This is a genomic window from Candidatus Thiodiazotropha endoloripes, from assembly GCF_001708965.1.
Taxonomy (GTDB): domain Bacteria; phylum Pseudomonadota; class Gammaproteobacteria; order Chromatiales; family Chromatiaceae; genus Thiodiazotropha; species Thiodiazotropha endoloripes.
In genome coordinates this window covers 406,654-424,726 of the sequence record NZ_LVJW01000006.1, presented here as the reverse complement: position 1 = coordinate 424,726, position 18,073 = coordinate 406,654, and the positions used below count along the sequence as shown (strand labels likewise).

The following is an 18,073-nucleotide window of genomic DNA, read 5'->3' as shown; positions in this document are numbered from 1 at the left end:
TAAATGTCGCGAAAACCTTTCATGTTGCGGCATCACTTTGTGTGGATTCGCGTTGATAGAAGATCCTTTGCGACTAACCAAAGATAGGAATTTCCACGCTACGCCGGGGGATTGTTACGAGGACCATGCTTGAGACCCTTCATCGCATCGTAAAAGAGGTAAATGCCGCATCCGACCTGGAACAGGCCCTGGCGATCATTGTTCAGGAGGTAAAGCAGGCGGTGCAGGCGGATGTCTGCTCCGTCTATCTCACCGACTTCGAGCGGCGGGATCATGTGCTGAAGGCGACGGACGGATTGCATCCGCAAGCCGTCGACAAGGTCAGGTTACCCTACCATCGGGGACTGATCGGGCTGGTCTGTGAAAGGGCGGAACCGGTCAATCTGGCGGACGCTCCGAATCACAAACGCTATCTCTTCACCCATGAGACCGGCGAGACCTCTTACAAGGGATTTTTAGGCGTACCGATCATTCAGAACCGTAAGGTTCTGGGTGTGCTGGTGGCGCGTCAGATCGATCAGCGCAGCTTTGAGGATAACGAAGTTACCTTTCTGTTCACTCTGGCGGCGCAGCTTGCCGGTGCGATTACCCATGCCCAGGCCAGTGGCAACCTGAATACCCAGAGTGATCTGGCGCCACCGAAGCGGTTTCTACAGGGACAGCCCGGATCTCCGGGTGTCGCCCTGGGTACGGCGGTTGTGGTCTATCCTCCCGCCGATCTGGAAGCGGTGCCCGACCGTCCGTCGAAGGACCCGGATGAGGAAGAGGATGCTTTCAGAACCGCGGTGGCGGCGGTGGTGCAGGATCTGATGGCGATCGAAGACCGCTTTGAAGAGAGCCTGCCTGCGGAGGATCGGGCGCTGTTCGAGGCCTGGCTGATGATGCTCGGCAGTGATTCCCTGATCGGCAACACCGTGCGACGCATCCAACAAGGCAACTGGGCGCCGGGCGCCTTGCGGGAGACCTTTCAGGAGCATGCGCGGATATTCGAGAACATGGAGGATATCTACCTTCGGGAGCGGGCATCCGATGTGCTCGATCTGGGGCGACGTATCCTGATGCATCTGCAGCAGAAGGTCGCCACCCTGGATGAATATCCGGAGAACACCATTCTGGTTGGTGAAGAGGTCAGTGCCATGCAGCTTGCCGAGGTGCCGAGAGAGCGCCTGGCTGGTGTGGTATCCGCCAGTGGCGCCAGCTTCTCCCATGTGGCGATACTGGCCAGAGCCCTGGAAGTGCCGGCAGTAATGGGAATGAGTAATCTGCCGGTGAGTCGTATGGAGGGACATTTTCTGATTCTCGAGGGCTATCTGGGACGGATCTATGTCTCGCCTGCGCCTTCGGTCATTGCAGAGTATCGACGACTCGCCAGTGAGGACCAGGCGCTCTATCAGGAGCTGCAGGCGGACAAGGATCTGCCTTGCGAAACCACCGATGGTGTGCGGATACCTCTCTACCTCAATACCGGCCTGCTTTCAGAGCTGAGTAATCAGGGCATGGCCGAATCGGAAGGTGTGGGTCTCTATCGTACCGAGCTGCCATTCATGGTGAGAGACAGCTTTCCCGGAGAGTCGGTACAGGTTGCCAACTATCGAAAGGTGCTGAAGATGTTTCATCCGCGCCCGGTGATCATCCGTACCCTGGATATCGGTGGAGACAAACCGCTGCCCTATTTTCCGGTGGAGGAGTCGAATCCGTTTCTGGGTTGGCGGGGGATACGAATCTCTCTCGACCATCCTGAGATCTTCATCACTCAGGTGCGTGCCATCCTGCGTGCCGCCATCGATCTGAACAACTTGCGTCTGCTGTTGCCGATGATCAGTCATGTGCAGGAGGTCGATGATGCCATGCTGCTGATCCAGCGGGCGCATGATGAGCTGCTGGAAGAGGGCTATCAGGTGAAGATGCCCAAGGTCGGGGTGATGATCGAGGTGCCGGCTGCGGTTTACCAGGTCGAGGCCCTGGCCCAGCGGATCGATTTCCTCTCCGTGGGTACCAACGATCTGACCCAATACCTGCTCGCTGTCGATCGAAACAATGCCCACGTTGCGGACATCTACAACGATCTGCATCCAGCCGTGTTGCGGGCCCTGATTCAGATCATCAAAGGTGCCGGTCAGTATGGTAAAGAGGTGAGTGTCTGTGGTGAGCTGGCGGGAAATCCGGCCGCAGCGGTCCTGCTGCTGGGTATGGGAGTCAACAGTCTGAGCATGAATGGCGGCAGTCTGTTACGGGTAAAGTGGGTGCTGCGCTCGTTTTCCCACAGTCGTGCAAAGCAGTTGCTGCAGACAGCCCTGCGTTGTGAGCAGGCGGGAGAGATTGTCAATCTGCTGTCGAATGCCCTGGAGGAGATGGGGCTGGGTGGACTGATGCGTGCTGGCCGTTAATCATTGTTAGGACCTATTGGATTCGTGTTAACAGGCCCTAATTAAATAGCTCACACCTCAGAGTGGTTGAAGGCACCGGCAAGAAGCTTATTATAGAGACAGACCGCTTTGTGAGCAGCGTGGCCTTCAAGACAATGCAACAGGATGGGGGCAGCAGGCAGGTTCACTTCGGTTGAAAACAAACAATTTGCGCCGGGTTACTATGAAACCGCAATCCGCATTCTCCAGCATAGAGTGGTCGAAGCAGTTTTTATTCATCCTGCTGCCGTTTGCGGCGATCTTTGCGCTGGGCGCCTATGTCCACTACTACACCAATTCGGAAACCGATCGGGTTACCCTCAGGACCAACGAACTACTGAATGTGGGATTGGCTCGAAGTGTTCTCAACCGCGACCTCTCCAATGTCATTTCAGATCTGATCTTTCTTGCCAGCTATATTGACAAGCAGAGTTTTGAAGCCTCCGGGGAGTTAAGAAAAAAACAGGTCGAAGAGCTGTTCTTCACCTTCATAAAAGAGAAACGACTCTACGATCAGGTGCGTTATATTGACCGTCAGGGTCTGGAGATAATCCGCGTCAACTTTGGTGCTGGAAATCCAATGCTTGTTCCCGATCAGGAGTTGCAGGACAAGTCTGCACGCTACTATTTTGTGGAGACCGTGGCGATGGCTCCCGGGGAGATCTATATCTCACCCTTGGATCTGAATATCGAAGAGGGGGTTATCGAACAGCCGCTGAAGCCGGTGATGCGGTTTGCTGTACCGATCTTTGCGCAGCGAGATCAGATTCAGGGTATTCTGGTGCTTAACTATCTGGGTGAACGCCTGTTGAGTGACTTCGCCAGGGCCGGTGCCAATATTGCCGATCACATCCATCTGTTGAATAAGGATGGATACTGGTTGAACAGTCCCCAGAACAGTCATGAATGGGGGTTTATGCTGCCCCATAAAAAACATATCACTGAACTCTATCCGGCCGCTTGGGAACTGGTCAGACAATCCGTTTCCGGTCAACTGGAGACCAGTGATGGTCTGATTACCTATGAAACGGTTACCCCCAGAACTGTCGCCTCTCAAACGATCCGGGGGTATGAACAACAGCAATTGACCATGTCGCCGTTGGATGAGTTGCGTTGGAAGGTTGTTTCCCGGGTCTCCCTGGATCGTTATGCGCCAGGCTTTTTAGGTTTTATCCGACAGCATACCCCACTCTATTTTGTGATCATGGTGGTTTTGCTGTTCGGCTCCTGGCTGTTGGCAACCGCCAATCTGCGTCATCGCAATGCACAGCGTCAAAGTGAATACGAGCGGCGTTTCCGGCGTACCCTGGAGGATATGCAGCTGGCTGCGATTACCCTTGATCGTGAATATCGTCTGGTGTTTTGCAATGACTACTTTTTGAAACTGACCGGCTGGACCCGAGAGGAGGTACTGCACGACGAGTGGATCGAACGCTTTGTCAGGGTTGAGCACAAAAAGCTGTTTCGCGATACCTTGGAAAAACTCCACAGCGAAGGTGTTGAATCACGGGATGTGGAAGTGGATGTGGTGATGAAGCTCGGTGGCTACCGACGCATCGCCTGGCACCATACGCCTTCAACGGATGCCCACGGTAAGGTTGTCCGGGTGACGGCGATTGGTGAGGATGTGACCGAGCGTCGTAAAGCGGAAGATAAGGTGCGTAAGTTGTCTCATGCGGTGGAACAGAGTCCCAGCATCGTGCTACTGACAGACCGGCATGGCCAGATCGAGTATGTGAATCCGAAGTTCACCCAGGTGACCGGTTACCATGCGGATGAGGTGATCGGTAAAAAGACCAATATCCTGAAATCCGGTGAAACCTCGGTAGATGACTACAAGCAGCTCTGGCAGACCGTGTTGAATGGTGAAGAGTGGCGGGGTGTCTTCCATAATCGGAGAAAGAACGGTGAGCTCTACTGGGAGTCCGCCTCCATCTCCGCACTGAAGGATGAGGAGGGTGAAATCACCAACTTCGTTGCAGTCAAAGAGGATATCACTGAGCACAAGCGTCTTGAGCGGGAAGTTGAGATGCAGCAACAGGAGCTGGTCCGTACCCAGGCACTCACCGTGATGGGGCAGATGGCCAGCATGATTGCCCACGATCTGAGAAACCCTCTTTCGTCGGTGAAAATGAGTATGCAGATTCTGGGTAAGCATGCGGCCAACGAAGAGAAGGAGCTGTCAGTGATTGGTCTGGATCAGATCCGTTACATGGAGAACATTCTCACCGACATGCTGACCTATGCCCGGCCGGAAGCCGCTCATGTGGATTGGGTAAATATCGAAAAGCTGATGGACGCAACCGTGTTGAGCCTGCACAAACGTATTGAAGAGGTGCAGTCGACAGTCGATGTGGAGTACCAGTCCGGATTGCCTGCATTACCGGGAGATGCCAATAAGCTGAGGCAGCTGTTCTCGAATCTGATCGTCAATGCTCTGCAGGCCAGTGAGAAAAATGAACATGGCTCCAGTAAAATCAATATCAAAGTGATTCAGGTGATGGATCCGACGGGCAGTGCCGTCGAGATATCGGTTTGTGACAACGGCATCGGCATTGAAAGTGACGACAATCAGAAACTGTTCGAACCGTTCTATACAACCAGAACCAAAGGTACCGGCCTTGGTCTGGCGATCGTCAAACAGATTATCGATCAGCACCAGGGGCGGGTTGAACTGGTACCCCGGGAGGCAGGCGGCACCTGTGCCATTGTCACTCTGCCGACCGTCCCCAGGGAGGAAGAATCGGGATCGTGAATATCGATCAACCGAGGCTCGCCAAAGTCTGCACTACCATTGTGCCGTGGAGATTTCATTTTACAGTTTACCGTTTTATATAGAGACAACGTCTCAACAGACAATCGAGTGGGCCCAGGTGAATAATATGACAAGAATTCTTCTCGTTGATGACGACATTGCCAGTTGCCGCACCCTGCAACTGCATCTCTCCGGGCTCGGTCACGAGGTCAGCATGGCCCATAGTGTGGATGAGGGGTTGCAGTTGCTTGAAAGCTTCAAACCCGGCCTGGTGGTGCTCGATATTCGCATGCCGGGCAAATCGGGCCTGCAGGGATTGCCTGAATTCAAATCAGCACTGCCTGAGGTCCGCATCATCATGATCACCGCTTTTCACGATATGGAGAGCACCATCGAGGCGATGCAGAAGGGGGCGGATGACTATATCCACAAGCCGATCGACATCGATGAGTTTGATGATGCCGTTGAAAAACTCCTCAGCCATGGGGAAGGAGAGTTGGTCGAGACCGACAGTCAAAGTCTCTCCTCACTCACCATGGTCGGCAACTCCCGGGCGATGAAGGAGATCTTCAAAACCATCGGTCTGGTGGCAAAAAGCCCGGCCACGGTATTGATCACCGGGGAGTCGGGTACCGGTAAGGAGCTGGTGGCCAGGGCGATACATCGAAGCGGTGAAAATCCCGATGGACCTTTCGTGGTTGTGAACTGTGCGGCGATTGTCGAGACGCTACTCGAATCCGATATGTTCGGCCATGAGAAAGGCGCCTTTACCGGTGCTGTGGCAAAGCAGGCTGGTAAATTCAAGCTGGCTGAGAATGGCACCATATTTCTCGATGAGGTGGGCGAGCTCTCCCCGGTGATGCAGGCCAAGCTGCTGCGGGTGATTCAACATAAAGAGTTTACCCCGCTGGGCGCCAAGGAGAGCAAGATCACCAATGCACGAATCATTGCTGCGACCAATGTCAATCTGGCCCAACAGGTCTCTCACGGGGCATTTCGAGAGGATCTTTTCTATCGGTTGCAGGTGGTGAATATCCATCTTCCCCCGTTGCGGGAGCGCAAAGAGGATATCATGGGGCTGGTGCAGGCACTGCTCGCCCGGATCAATGGTGAGTTGAACCGTAAAGTGGTGCGTATCACATCCGATGCCTTGCGCTGTCTTCAGGATTACCATTGGCCGGGAAACGTCAGAGAGTTGGAAAATGCCCTGATGAAAGCGGTGGCGCTCTGTCCCACGGATACCCTCTCCTGCGACCTGTTACCGATGGAGATTACCGGTGTGAGTCTGGAGGAAGTGGAGAGCCAGCCGGTGGTCAGCAGACCGGTAAGCCTGCAGGCGATGGAGAAAGCCCATGTCAAACAGGTATTGGAGATGGTCGATTGGCATAAGGGGAGGGCCTGTGAAATCCTGGAGATTTCCAGACCAAGACTGCGGCGGATGATCCAGCAGTACGAGTTGCAGCCTCCACCCGGTTTTGTGGCGGATAAGGATAACGGCGACTGAAATAACAGTTACCACTTCCACGATCTCTCAAACAACCGGCATCAAGGGCATGCATGATGCCCAGAAGGTTGACGATCAGATCGCCGGAGGACAGCTGGAACGGATCAGAGGGTTCCCCAGGAGTTGCGACGACGCTGAAATCTCAAGTGAGGCAGGATCAGTCCGATCAGGATGCCGGCAATGATCACCCCGGCACCGATCAGGAACCAGTCACGGGTCGCTTCATTGCTCAGATCCCGGTTGTCCTGTTTCAGCTCTTCCACTTCCCGGGTCAGTGCGGCAACCTGCTTGACCAGTTCATTGCGCTCATTGGAGATACGGATTGCATTCGAGGCGGTTCGCTGAATGCTCTGTAGCTCCTGTTCCTGTTTATCCTTTACCTTTTGCAGGCTTTTGTGGTTGCTCAGCAATTCACGGTGGTTTTTCTGCAGATCGATCAATTTACTGCGTAATTCACCTGGTGCGGCCTTCAGTTCGTCGATCTCTTTGCGCAGCGTGCCCAGTTGCGCTCGTGCACTGGGTTCATTCATCAACTGCCGGGTAAGCACAAATCCCTGACTGCCGCCGACCCGGACTTTGGTGTAACCCGATTCCGGATTGGTGGAGAGGACATCCAGCGCTGCGCCGCTGTTGAGCATGCGCATGATACGGTGTGAAGTACTCTCCCCGGTACGCATGGTGATCTGAAAGGTATCGGTCACATAGAGGGTTTTAGCCTGAACCAGTAGCGGGAAAAGGAGTAACAGGGCGAGCAGCAATAAGGATTTCTTCATGACTATATCTGGTATCTATCCGGAGCAATGGGGCCATTGTACAACTGAAATCTTCCATTGTTGCCAAGCAGGCCGCAGAATGTCGCATTTTTGTGGATCATGCACCCCTTGGAGGCATCTGTAAACCGCTTAATCCGGAGTGCATTGAATTCGTGTTAACAGGCCCAGGTGCCGGGTTGATCGCCATCAGCGGCCAAGCAGCAGAAACTCCATCAACGCTTTTTGCGAGTGCAGACGGTTTTCAGCCTCATCCCAGACCACACTGTCCGGGGTGTCGATCACCGAAGCGGTAACCTCTTCGCCCCGGTGGGCTGGCAGGCAGTGAAAGAACAGGGCATCTTTTTCAGCCTGGGCCATCAATTCGTCGTTTACCTGGTATTTGGAGAAGGCTTTCTCACGCAACGCCTGCTCCTCTTCCTGACCCATACTGGCCCAGACATCGGTAACCACAAGGTCTGCGCCACTGGCTGCTTCTAGGGGATCGCGAATGATCTTGGCCCGCTCGCCGGCCGCTTCGAGAATATCCGGTTCAGGGTCATAACCTTCCGGGCAGGCGATGTTGAGGTGAAAATCGAACTGTCTGGCTGCGTTCAGATAGGAGTGGCACATATTGTTGCCGTCACCGACCCAGGTTACGGTCTTACCCTGGATGTTACCGCGATGTTCTGCGTAGGTCTGCATATCCGCCAGCAGCTGACAGGGATGGTATCGGTCGGTCAGGGCATTGATGACCGGCACCTGGGAGTGGGCGGCGAACAGCTCCAGTTTCTCCTGCTCGAAGGTGCGGATCATGATGATGTCGAGCATCCGCGAAAGCACTTTGGCACTGTCCTCAATCGGTTCACCCCGGCCGAGCTGTGTGTCCCGGGGGGAGAGAAAGAGCGCATGACCGCCCAATTGTGACATACCGACCTCGAAAGAGACCCGGGTGCGGGTGGAGGATTTTTCAAACACCATACCCAGATTCTTGCCTTTCAAAGGGGTATGTATTTCACCCCGGTGCTGCATCCGCTTCAATTCGGAAGCGCGGCGAATCAGTGATTGCAATTCATCATGGCTGAGATCGAGAAGGGAGAGGAAGTGCCTGGTCATAGTGTTACGCCTTTGCAATGGCTATCAAAGAAAGTCGGCAACCAGGGCGCTGACTTTGTCGATAATCAGTTTGCACTCATCATCGTTGAGGATCATCGGTGGCAGCAGACGAATCACATTGCCTGCAGTCACATTGATGAGTAGATTCTGTTCAAGTGCTTTGCCGACCAGTTCTGCGCATGGGCGTTCGAGTTCGATGCCGACCATCAATCCATGGCTGCGAATCGAAGCGACACCGGGCAGCTCGGCCAGTTTTGCTTCAAACTCAGACTGGAAACGTTGACCCAGCTTGGCGGCTCTGTCAGCCAGTTGTTGAGACTCCACCACATCCAGCACACTCATAGCCACCCGGCAGGCGAGTGGATTGCCGCCAAACGTGGAGCCGTGATTACCGGGAGCGAGAATATTTGCCGCTTCACCCCGTGCCAGGCAGGCACCGATCGGCATGCCATTGCCCAATCCTTTGGCCAGGGTCATCACGTCGGGCAGTATGCCATTATGCTGGTGGGCGAAAAGTTTGCCGGTACGACCTATGCCGGTCTGGATCTCATCCAGCATCATCAACCACTGGTTCTGGTCGCAGATTTCACGGATCCGGTTGAGGTAATCCACTGACGGGATATTTACACCACCTTCACCCTGTACCGGCTCCACCAGTACGGCAACCACATTTTTCTGGTGCAGTGCAATCTCCTCGATCGCTCCGATGTCATCGTAGGGTACTCTGATGAAACCCTGTACCAGGGGCTCGAAACCGGCCTGAACCTTGCGATTGCCAGTGGCAGAAAGGGTAGCCAGCGTTCTGCCATGAAAACTCTGTTCCATGACGATAATGGCCGGATTCTTGATCTCGCGCTTGTTGCCGTAGAGCCGGGCTATTTTGATAGCCGCTTCGTTCGCTTCCGCACCGGAGTTGGCGAAAAACGCCTTCTCCATGGATGAGAGGGAGCAGAGTCTCTCACCCAGTGTCTCTTGCAGTGGTATGCGATAGAGATTCGAGGTATGCAGCAGGCTGGAAGCTTGATCACACAACGCCTTGGCGATTTCCGGATGGGCATGGCCGAGTCCGCATACCGCAACACCGGTTACCGCATCAAGATAGCGGTTACCCTCAGTATCCCACAGCCAGGCACCTTCACCCCGCTCGAAAGCGACAGGCAGTCGTTGATAGGTTGTCATCAATGAGTCGGCCATTCTCAAGCCCCATAAAACAAAAAAGCATCCTAAAAAGGACGCTGGTTTAATTAAGCCCCTATGATCGGCGAATGGGAACGATCCATATCGACCCAATCGTCGGGGAATCGACTAGTCTACCATTCAATAAGAGTTTTTCAAATTGTCTGGCACGATACACTGGGTCAGGGGGTCGCTATGATCCACAATTGGCACCATGATAGAGTCTCTCTGAACAATCCTTATTTGCGAGTCACGTCTTGATCAAGGGCACTCTTGAAGCCCTGAAGATAACCTACTAAGGTGCCGGATTAATCGTGACAGAGATATTCATCGATTGGGAGTTTGGTCTATGTCCATTGCCCTGACACTGCATCTGTTGGCTGTCATCGTCTGGGTTGGCGGTATGTTTTTCGCGCATGTGGTCCTGCGTCCGGTGCTGAATGAGCAATTGGAGCCTCATCAGCGACTGCCTCTGCTGCTCAGGGTGTTCGATAGTTTTTTTCCCTGGGTATGGGGTTCGGTTGTGACGATTCTGGCCACCGGTTACTGGATGCTGTTTACTCAATATGGGGGTGAGACCGGTTGGTGGCTCAGTTTCATGTCAATGGTAGGCACCCTGATGGCGGCAATCTTCATCTTCATCTATGCCATTCCCTATCATCAATTTGGTACTGCCTTGAAAGGCGACGACATGCCCAGGGCGGTTGCGGCGATTTCGTTGATTCGGCAACTGATCCTGGTGAATCTGATACTCGGCATGGTGGTATCACTGCTGGCAACGATGGGTAAGTATGGTTTCTCCTGACTTCGCAAGGCTTTTTACATAGGCAATCGGTCTGCTCGATTCGCCGGGCAGGCGGCGTCGAAGCCTGACTCATATGACACTTTTGTGACCCTTGGCTCAGGCACTTCTTTATCATCATTGATGAGTGATAGTCTTAAGCATAGTCATGGCGGCTATCCACCACCTTCGTTTCGTCAAATTCATAAAAATTTAGGGTGACTGTTTGTTCGATTCAATGGTGATGTTGGCTTTTATCCTGGGGATCGTCAGTGCCTCATCGCTGCCCATGGGGGCGATTACAGCAAAATTCTGGCAACCCAGCGACCGTGCCACAGCAATACTCATGGCATTTGGCGGTGGCGCCCTGCTGGCGGCGCTGACCATCGATCTTGTGGCTTCCGCGGTCGAAGAGGGGCATTTTTATGCTCTGGCTGCCGGGGCCATGGTTGGCGGGCTGTTGTTCATCGGGCTCAATCAATTGGTCAACGACTATGGTGGATTTCTGCGTAAGGCCTCCACCACCATCTACCATTTTCGCCGTAAACAGCATCAGCAGATTAAACAGATCATCTCACGTATCCATCAGGTGAAGCTGTTTCATGACCTGCCAACCAATGATTTCAAGATTATTGCGCCTTCTGTCCGAGTGGTTACCTTTCACAAGGGAGAGACTATCTTCCGTAAAGGGGATCCGGCGGATACTTTCTATATCATCGATGAGGGTGGTGTCGATCTGTTCAGATCTGAAGCCGGTGAGCAGAATACGATTCAGTTGCAGGGTTACGATGTGTTTGGCTGGTATCCCTGTTTGACCTCGACACCGAATACGCTGAATGCGGTCGCCAGTCGCGAAACACGAGTCTGGCTGATACCCAAACATGCGATCGATACGCTACTGATCAATTCCCCTCACTTTCAACAGGAGGTCCATCTGCTGCTGCGCAGTGGTGAGCTACAGCACTACCTGGAACAGCAGCATCTGTTGACGACCGATGAAATAGAGCGCTGGACCGACCAGGCGGTCCGGCAACTGATTCGTCGTGGTGTGGTACCCCCGGCGGTTGAAGTCAACCGTAATAGCGCTGAGATATTGGAACGTTTCAATCAGATCAAGCGTCTGCCAATGCTCTCTGAATTGCCTGAAGAGGAGCAGATACTGATCGGACGAGCCTTGATTTACAAACGCTATCAGCGTGGCGATACCCTGTTTCTTCAACATACCCGTGCTGATCGTCTGTTCATACTCGATACCGGTGAAGTCAATCTGATCGATCCGGAAACTCCGTTGCAAAAGACGGTGGTGCTGCACGCCAATGACGCTTTCGGTACCTTCTCACTGCTCACCGGTGCCCGCCATTCTGTGACGGCCGTGGCGGCGGAGAATATTGGTCTGTGGGAGTTGCGTCGACGAGATTTTTACTCACTGCTGGGCAGTGCGCCGGTTTTGGCGGAACGCTATCGTGAGTTTATCCAGATGGGTGGTGCAAGGGACTATCTGCAGAGCAGGCACCTGAACAGTGAACAGTCCCAGCGCTGGACCAGACAAGCACTCAGGTGCATCGATACCGGTGAAGAGTTACCCTCTGCTGCGGATGTTGCCAGGGATCTGCATGCCAACAAAGCGGCGCCACTGGCGATCTGGCTGGGCCTTACCCTTGACGGTATACCTGAGTCACTTGTGATCGGCTCCAGCCTGATCAATGCGGGGGTCAGTATCTCACTGATTGCCGGTCTCTTTCTGGCCAACTTTCCGGAGGCACTCTCCAGTTCCTGCGGCATGAAAGAGCAGGGGTTCAAATTCAGAAGAATCTTCTTGATGTGGTTTTCACTGATGCTCCTGACCGGGGTGGGGGCGGCGATGGGTAACATCTTTTTTGTCAATGCCTCACCAGCCCTGTTCGCCTTTGTGGAAGGTGTGGCAGCGGGGGCGATGCTGACCATGATTGCCGAGACCATGTTGCCTGAGGCCTACTTCAAGGGAGGCTCGGTGGTGGGGATGTCGACCTTGTGCGGCTTTCTCACGGCGATCTTCTTCAAGACTCTGGAGGTTTGATCTGTTCTTCCTGGGCAATCAGGCCTTTCGTCTAGGTTGTATGAGCCTCATCCACCGCTGTCCGGTAGATTATTGAACTACATGAAGTGGGGTACTAATCTTGATGGGAAAAGGCAAATAATCACCGCTTAATTAATTTGACATGATGTTGGAAAGATACGCCGCGAGTTTGAAACTGCTGCTGTTTGCAGGCTCGGCACTGTTTCTTGGTGTCCTCTACTATTGGCTTTTTCGTGCACCGGATGGCGTCGTATTTCTTGCTTACTTACCTGAGCGCACACCCATAACCGATGATTCCATGCTCCAATCGCTGATCGGCTGGTTGCCGACTTTTATTCATGTGTTTGCCTTTTCGATCGTCACAGCTCTGGTATTAGGTGTTCACTACGCCTGCTTTTCCTGCTGCTTATGGGGCAGTGTCAATGCCGTCTTTGAGGCAGGTCAGGCATTGCCAGATTCGATCCTTGACCATTTGCCTGAGTTATTGAATCTGCAGGATTACCTTAAAACTGGAACCTTCAGCTTAATGGATCTGGCTGCCTGTTTACTGGGCGCTGCTGGGGCATGGCTGTTACTGGGTTATTTCCACACAACTGAGCAACTATCAGAAGATAGCTCTGTCCACTGATTTTTTTCCAAGAGCAGTTACATATGCTTGATCAATATCACATTGCCATGAACAAGCCATCCACAGAAAAAGTCACGGGTCTCAGATTGGTGTTGTTCACTGTGGTTTCTTGTATTGGTGTGTTGAGTATTCTCGGTTCCGGTGGTGGGAATGATCGTTCGGGTGATGAGGTCTATCCGGTGGGAGGTATTGAGGTCATTCTGACTGGCGATGGAAGGGTAACAACCACCAGTGGAATCGACTGCCCCGGCGACTGCAGTGAAAACTATACCTTTGAGTTGGGCAGTGAAAGTGATGAGATTACACAAGTTCTGGTTGCAAATCCCGATATCGATTACAAGCTCGATGCAGAAGCGTCATCGGAAGGGCTTGCCGATGAGCGGATTGTATTCGAGGTTAACTCAGGCGATGCCATCTCGGTGACGGTGGTGTTTGTACCGCTTGAGAATGAGGAGGGTATGCCATTGTCGTTGACAGTCTCAACGGGAGGAAAGATCGTCGCTGATCCGGGAGGTCGGGTTTGTGACGGTGAATTGGCATCCGCTTCCTGTGAGCATAGGGTTGCCGATGCGCTCTATTCGGGGAATGGCACAGTTCAAAAACGACGCAGTGTGGATCTGCAGGCAGTACCCTATGCGGGTTATTCATTCGTAGGTTGGCAAGGCGACTGTAGCGGCAGTGATGTGCTGCAAGCATTTGACTTGGGTGGGTCAATCGATCCCATGGCATTAAGTTGCAGCGCCTTGTTTGAAGCGGTAACTGTGACCGATTATACCCTCACCGTGCCCGAGCCAGTCGAAGGTGGCAGCATCGCCAGCATCTCCGGTGCCATCAACTGCCCGGGTACGTGTTCCGCCACTATTCCCGCGCAAACGCAGGTTGAGCTTTTCTATAACCTTGATGGAGGTTACCAGTTTGGCGGCTGGTCCGGCGATGATGAAAACTGCAGCGGTAACGGTGCATCGGTCACCCTTACCATCACCAGTGATACGACTTGTGGCGCCAGTTTTATAGCTGATAGCGAGACCCAATACACGGTCACTGTTAGTGCACCGGAAAACGGTACCGTGACCAGTGCCGGCAACGCATTGAATTGTGGTGCTACCTGCAGTGCCGAATTTGCGCAAAGTGCCAGTCCGGTCACTCTTACCGCGACAGCGGACACGGGTTATGTGTTTTCGAGTTGGGGGGGAGACTGCGCTGCAGCAACCAGCAACGTGGCGGCGCTGGTATTGGATGGGAACAAGAGCTGTTCGGTAAGTTTTACCGAACTGGACAGCGATGCAGATGGCGTTGGTGACACTACTGACAACTGCCCGGTTGTGGCGAATGCCGATCAACTCGATACCGATGGGGATGGGGTGGGAGATCTCTGTGATCTGACTGGGGAGTGGGATTTCCGCACAGAGGTGACGGCGGCGACCGGTGACTGTCGAGGAGAGGTGGGCATCGCCGATAACTACACCATCGACATTGATCAGGAGGGGCAAAATGTCACCCTCAGAGGCTTTCTTGGTGTAGCGACGAATGTGCTTCAGGGTAGTGTGGAAGGCAACACGCTTCTCTATTCAGGGAGTTATCCTGAACATCTTGGTACCACAACCCAGGAGAGGACCGAACTCACCATCGATTGGAATCCCCCCATCTCGATGTCAGGTGTGGAGCAATGGAGTTGGACCGATGGGAGCTCGAATTGCCCTTCCGGCAATGAGTCTGCAATCACAGCGACGTTTCGCAATTGATCGGCTTGATCCCAGTGCTGGAATCCATCAGCGGGCAAAAGCCTGCAGAAGTTGCCCGGTCGACACAAGCTCTGAGGATCAGCCGCCCAAGGCTGACATGGGGCGAATGATGGCCGTTGGGGTTTCGTTGAAATGGTGCCGTTCCGGCTTACGGGCTATGGCGGCGCGGATCGCCTGTTGCAGAACCTCATCCGAGGCTCCCTGACGGAGTAGGGGGCGTAACGCCAGTTTGTCCTCCTGTCCGAGACAGAGATGCAGATCGCCGCTCACGGATACCCTAACCCGGTTGCAGGTTTCGCAGAAGTGTTGTGACTGGGGGGTGATGAAGCCGATCACCAGGCCCGTGTCGTCGACCTGGAAGTAGCGGGCCGGTCCGCTGCCTTGCATGGCCGCGGTTTGCAGTTTGTAGCGTCGGCGCAGGCGGGCTTCGATCTCAGTGAGGGGAATGTAGCGCTCAGTTGCCGCCTGTCCGCCTTCTCCCACCGGCATGGTTTCGATAAAGCGCAGTGTCAGGTTATGGGCCAGGCAGTACTCAACCATCTTCTCGACTTCATCGTCGTTGAGCCCACGCATCACCACCATGTTGATCTTGATCGGTGAGAGGCCCGTGGCGCTGGCTGCCTCGATGCCTGCCAGAACCGGTTGCAGACGACTGCCGGTGATCTGCTTGAATTTGCCCTCATCGAGGGAGTCGAGACTGATATTGAGTCGTGTCACACCGGCCTGGCTCAAGGGCTCGGCAAACCGATCCAGACGCGATGCATTGGTACTCAGGGAGAGCTCTTCTATTCCCGGTACCGTGGCGATACGCGAGGCGATCTCGGTCAGCTCCTTGCGTACCAGGGGTTCTCCGCCGGTGAGCCTCACATGCCTGACACCCAGCGCAGCGAATTGGGCGACCAGACGTTCTGTCTCGGCAGGTGTCAGCCAGTCATCGGGCGTTTCGAAACCACGATGACTCTTGGGCAGACAATAGAAGCAGCGGAAATCACAGCGATCCGTGACAGACAGGCGCAGATAATCGATCTTTCTTCCGAATGGGTCGTTTAACATGCTTGCCTCTTGGTTGGTTGTATTGTAATTACCTGCAAGTCATCCGCTTATCATTCAAAAACAGCCGATCAATGTCAATATTTGGCATTCGGGTCGAAACCCTCGGGCAGTGAATGGGCAATGCCTTTATGGCAGTCGATACAGGTCTGCTGGGGCTCGTTGCCGTCCACTGCATCCCAGTAGTGGGGGTCGTGCTGTTCAGAGCTGCGCGGTGCCTGTTTGTCCAGATCCATGGAGATGAACTTGTGACAGTTGCGACACTCCCGTGAGTCTGTCTTTTTCATCGAGCGCCAGACGTTCTGTGCCAGTTCCAGACGTTTGGCTTCATACTTCTCCGGCGTGTCGATGGTGCCCATCACTTTGTGATAGAGCTCATTGGTCGCCTGAATTTTACGTACGAACTTGTGTATCCACTCTTTGGGTACATGACAGTCCGGACAGGTGGCGCGTACGCCGGTCCGGTTGGTGAAATGGATCGTCTCCTGAAGCTCCTGATAGACGGTGTTTTCCATCTCGTGGCAGGAGATACAGAACTCCTCCGTGTTGGTCATCTCCATGGCTGTGTTGAAGCCACCCCAGAGCAAGATACCGGCAATGATGCCAACACCCACCAGGAACAGTCCGCTACGCTTTTTACTCTCACTCATTGTTACACCAGATTATTGATCAACTACTCATCAAATGGTTGGGTCTCCGCTCGATGAGCGGTACCCGACCAACCCCTATTTGGCACCTTGAAAGTTGTTTTGCACCAGTGGGTCAGCGCCCATTTGAGCGGCATGGCACTGGGTACAAAAGTAGCGCCGGCTGGAGAGGCTCTTCAGCATCTTGCCATCCCGGTCCATATAGTGGCTTTCGCCGACTTTGGGTGCCTTCTCCTTCTCATAGGTGTCTTCGCTGTGACACTTCATGCAGCCATTGATTTTCAGATTGATCTCATACTTGTCCACTTCATGAGGCACCATCGGTGGCTGCAGTTTGAAGCTGCGCTCAATGCCACCTTTGATGTTGACAATCTTCATGTTGGCGGGTTTTTTCGCCATCGTATCCAGCTTGTCGCCCCGCAGGGATTGCACATCGGCCAGGACAGCTGTGGACAGGAATATGGCTGCTAGTGCCGCAATGGTTTTTAATGCGATCTTTTTCATACCTTTCTCCATCATCACTCTCTAGATTCAGAAATTGTTTGGAACTGCCAGTCAGGCTTGAGCGCCCTGACTGATTTCACCTTCGCGTTTCAAGCCGTCATTTTTTTTGGCGTGACGACCGCCATAACTGAAAACGTCTTTGGCGCAGATATCGATACAGCGCCCGCAATTGGTACAGTCGGATGAGAGAATCACCGGGGTCGCCCCCTGCTTCTCACCTTTCAGAGCCGGTTTGATAACCTGGGGTTCGGGACAGACCACATAACACTCCATGCAGTCGTTGCAGGCCTGGCGCTCAAGCGCATTGACCCTGAGCGGACTTTTACTGCCCACCAGATTGTAGAAAGCGCCTACCGGGCAGATATGTCCGCACCAGCCATCTTTGGCAACGATCAGATCAAACAGAAAGATGCCCAAAACCATTACCCAGGCAGCCCCCATGCCGAAGACGATTCCCCGGAACATCATGGAGACCGGATTGACCAGTTCCCAGATGATGCCGCCGGTAACCAGCAGCGGCAGGATCAGGGTCAAGGCCAACATCCAATAGCGTGTGCTGCGGGAGAACTGGGAGTTACTTCTGATACCCAGTTTTCGTCGCAGCCAGGCGGCCAGGTCGGTCACCATGTTGACCGGGCAGACCCAGGAGCAGTAGACCCGACCACCGACTAGAAAATAGAACGCCAGCACGATCACCACGCCGATGATGGCAGCGGTCTCAGGCACCACGCCGGATAGACTCGCCTGCAACAACACGTAGGGGTCGGTAAGCGGCAGTAGATCCAAGGTCAGACTGGATGCCAGATTACCCTTGACGATCCATAGGCCGAACCAGGGCCCAGCGAGAAACAGGGCGAGAATGCCGAGCTGACTGACTCGTCTCAGGATCAGGTACTTGTGGGACTTCAACCAGCCTTTGGCCGCGATGGCGTCGTCACCCAATGTCGTCATATCCACCAT

General features: G+C 53.8%; 14 protein-coding genes. 7 read left to right on the top strand and 7 right to left on the bottom strand.

The genetic code is table 11. The features are described from left to right. Positions 1-125 precede the first annotated feature (125 nt). From ptsP to A3193_RS12435, 3 genes are all read left to right on the top strand, one after another. Positions 126-2,387, top strand: coding sequence for a phosphoenolpyruvate--protein phosphotransferase (gene ptsP, locus A3193_RS12445; RefSeq protein ID WP_069003903.1), 2,262 nt, complete (start codon positions 126-128; stop codon positions 2,385-2,387). Between the two features lie 202 nt (positions 2,388-2,589). Next, complete coding sequence (locus A3193_RS12440) at positions 2,590-5,160, top strand: PAS domain S-box protein (protein WP_069003904.1); 2,571 nt, start codon at positions 2,590-2,592, stop codon at positions 5,158-5,160. 127 nt (positions 5,161-5,287) lie between these two features. Beyond that, positions 5,288-6,664, top strand: coding sequence for a sigma-54-dependent transcriptional regulator (locus A3193_RS12435; protein WP_069003905.1), 1,377 nt, complete (start codon positions 5,288-5,290; stop codon positions 6,662-6,664). 104 nt (positions 6,665-6,768) lie between these two features. On the opposite strand, the gene A3193_RS12430 is transcribed toward A3193_RS12435, so the two are convergent. From A3193_RS12430 to A3193_RS12420, 3 genes are all read right to left on the bottom strand, one after another. Next, positions 6,769-7,437, bottom strand: a complete 669-nt coding sequence (locus tag A3193_RS12430) for a TIGR04211 family SH3 domain-containing protein (protein ID WP_069003906.1) — start codon at positions 7,435-7,437, stop codon at positions 6,769-6,771. Between the two features lie 186 nt (positions 7,438-7,623). Continuing rightward, the gene (argF, locus tag A3193_RS12425) at positions 7,624-8,529 is read right to left on the bottom strand and encodes an ornithine carbamoyltransferase (protein ID WP_069003907.1); all 906 of its coding nucleotides are present in this window, start codon (positions 8,527-8,529) and stop codon (positions 7,624-7,626) included. 24 nt (positions 8,530-8,553) lie between these two features. Further along, positions 8,554-9,723 carry an aspartate aminotransferase family protein gene (locus A3193_RS12420; RefSeq protein WP_069003908.1) on the bottom strand — a complete coding sequence of 390 codons (1,170 nt, stop codon included), beginning with the start codon at positions 9,721-9,723 and terminating at the stop codon, positions 8,554-8,556. 331 nt (positions 9,724-10,054) lie between these two features. Between A3193_RS12420 and A3193_RS12415 the strand changes: the two genes are divergently transcribed. The 4 genes from A3193_RS12415 to A3193_RS20660 all read left to right on the top strand — a co-directional run bounded on the left by A3193_RS12415 (position 10,055) and on the right by A3193_RS20660 (position 14,912). Next, positions 10,055-10,510, top strand: a complete 456-nt coding sequence (locus A3193_RS12415) for a DUF4149 domain-containing protein (RefSeq protein WP_069003909.1) — start codon at positions 10,055-10,057, stop codon at positions 10,508-10,510. A 202-nt stretch (positions 10,511-10,712) separates the two neighbouring features. Then, positions 10,713-12,542, top strand: a complete 1,830-nt coding sequence (locus A3193_RS12410) for a cyclic nucleotide-binding domain-containing protein (RefSeq protein ID WP_069014990.1) — start codon at positions 10,713-10,715, stop codon at positions 12,540-12,542. 169 nt (positions 12,543-12,711) lie between these two features. Continuing rightward, positions 12,712-13,170 carry a thioredoxin domain-containing protein gene (locus A3193_RS12405; RefSeq protein ID WP_139116907.1) on the top strand — a complete coding sequence of 153 codons (459 nt, stop codon included), beginning with the start codon at positions 12,712-12,714 and terminating at the stop codon, positions 13,168-13,170. 23 nt (positions 13,171-13,193) lie between these two features. Then, the gene (locus tag A3193_RS20660; protein WP_069003912.1) at positions 13,194-14,912 is read left to right on the top strand and encodes an InlB B-repeat-containing protein; all 1,719 of its coding nucleotides are present in this window, start codon (positions 13,194-13,196) and stop codon (positions 14,910-14,912) included. A 78-nt stretch (positions 14,913-14,990) separates the two neighbouring features. Here the strand turns inward: A3193_RS20660 and moaA are convergent, their stop codons facing one another. The 4 genes from moaA to napH all read right to left on the bottom strand — a co-directional run bounded on the left by moaA (position 14,991) and on the right by napH (position 18,073). Further along, entirely contained in the window at positions 14,991-15,965 is a 975-nt protein-coding gene (gene moaA / locus A3193_RS12395) for a GTP 3',8-cyclase MoaA (protein ID WP_069003913.1), read from the bottom strand. Positions 15,966-16,039: 74 nt separating this feature from the next. Further along, positions 16,040-16,612, bottom strand: coding sequence for a NapC/NirT family cytochrome c (locus A3193_RS12390; RefSeq protein WP_069003914.1), 573 nt, complete (start codon positions 16,610-16,612; stop codon positions 16,040-16,042). A 75-nt stretch (positions 16,613-16,687) separates the two neighbouring features. Beyond that, entirely contained in the window at positions 16,688-17,113 is a 426-nt protein-coding gene (locus tag A3193_RS12385; RefSeq protein ID WP_083218222.1) for a nitrate reductase cytochrome c-type subunit, read from the bottom strand. 51 nt (positions 17,114-17,164) lie between these two features. After that, positions 17,165-18,073, bottom strand: coding sequence for a quinol dehydrogenase ferredoxin subunit NapH (gene napH / locus A3193_RS12380; RefSeq protein ID WP_069014989.1), 909 nt, complete (start codon positions 18,071-18,073; stop codon positions 17,165-17,167).

What these genes read in the sequence shown, in the direction of transcription:
- ptsP (WP_069003903.1), top strand. Translation starts at nt 126, where the DNA reads ATGCTTGAGACCCTTCATCGCATCGTAAAAGAGGTAAATGCCGCATCC.
- A3193_RS12440 (WP_069003904.1), top strand. Translation starts at nt 2,590, where the DNA reads ATGAAACCGCAATCCGCATTCTCCAGCATAGAGTGGTCGAAGCAGTTT.
- A3193_RS12435 (WP_069003905.1), top strand. Translation starts at nt 5,288, where the DNA reads ATGACAAGAATTCTTCTCGTTGATGACGACATTGCCAGTTGCCGCACC.
- A3193_RS12430 (WP_069003906.1), bottom strand. Translation starts at nt 7,437, where the DNA reads ATGAAGAAATCCTTATTGCTGCTCGCCCTGTTACTCCTTTTCCCGCTA.
- argF (WP_069003907.1), bottom strand. Translation starts at nt 8,529, where the DNA reads ATGACCAGGCACTTCCTCTCCCTTCTCGATCTCAGCCATGATGAATTG.
- A3193_RS12420 (WP_069003908.1), bottom strand. Translation starts at nt 9,723, where the DNA reads ATGGCCGACTCATTGATGACAACCTATCAACGACTGCCTGTCGCTTTC.
- A3193_RS12415 (WP_069003909.1), top strand. Translation starts at nt 10,055, where the DNA reads ATGTCCATTGCCCTGACACTGCATCTGTTGGCTGTCATCGTCTGGGTT.
- A3193_RS20660 (WP_069003912.1), top strand. Translation starts at nt 13,194, where the DNA reads ATGCTTGATCAATATCACATTGCCATGAACAAGCCATCCACAGAAAAA.
- moaA (WP_069003913.1), bottom strand. Translation starts at nt 15,965, where the DNA reads ATGTTAAACGACCCATTCGGAAGAAAGATCGATTATCTGCGCCTGTCT.
- A3193_RS12390 (WP_069003914.1), bottom strand. Translation starts at nt 16,612, where the DNA reads ATGAGTGAGAGTAAAAAGCGTAGCGGACTGTTCCTGGTGGGTGTTGGC.
- A3193_RS12385 (WP_083218222.1), bottom strand. Translation starts at nt 17,113, where the DNA reads ATGAAAAAGATCGCATTAAAAACCATTGCGGCACTAGCAGCCATATTC.
- napH (WP_069014989.1), bottom strand. Translation starts at nt 18,073, where the DNA reads ATGGTGGATATGACGACATTGGGTGACGACGCCATCGCGGCCAAAGGC.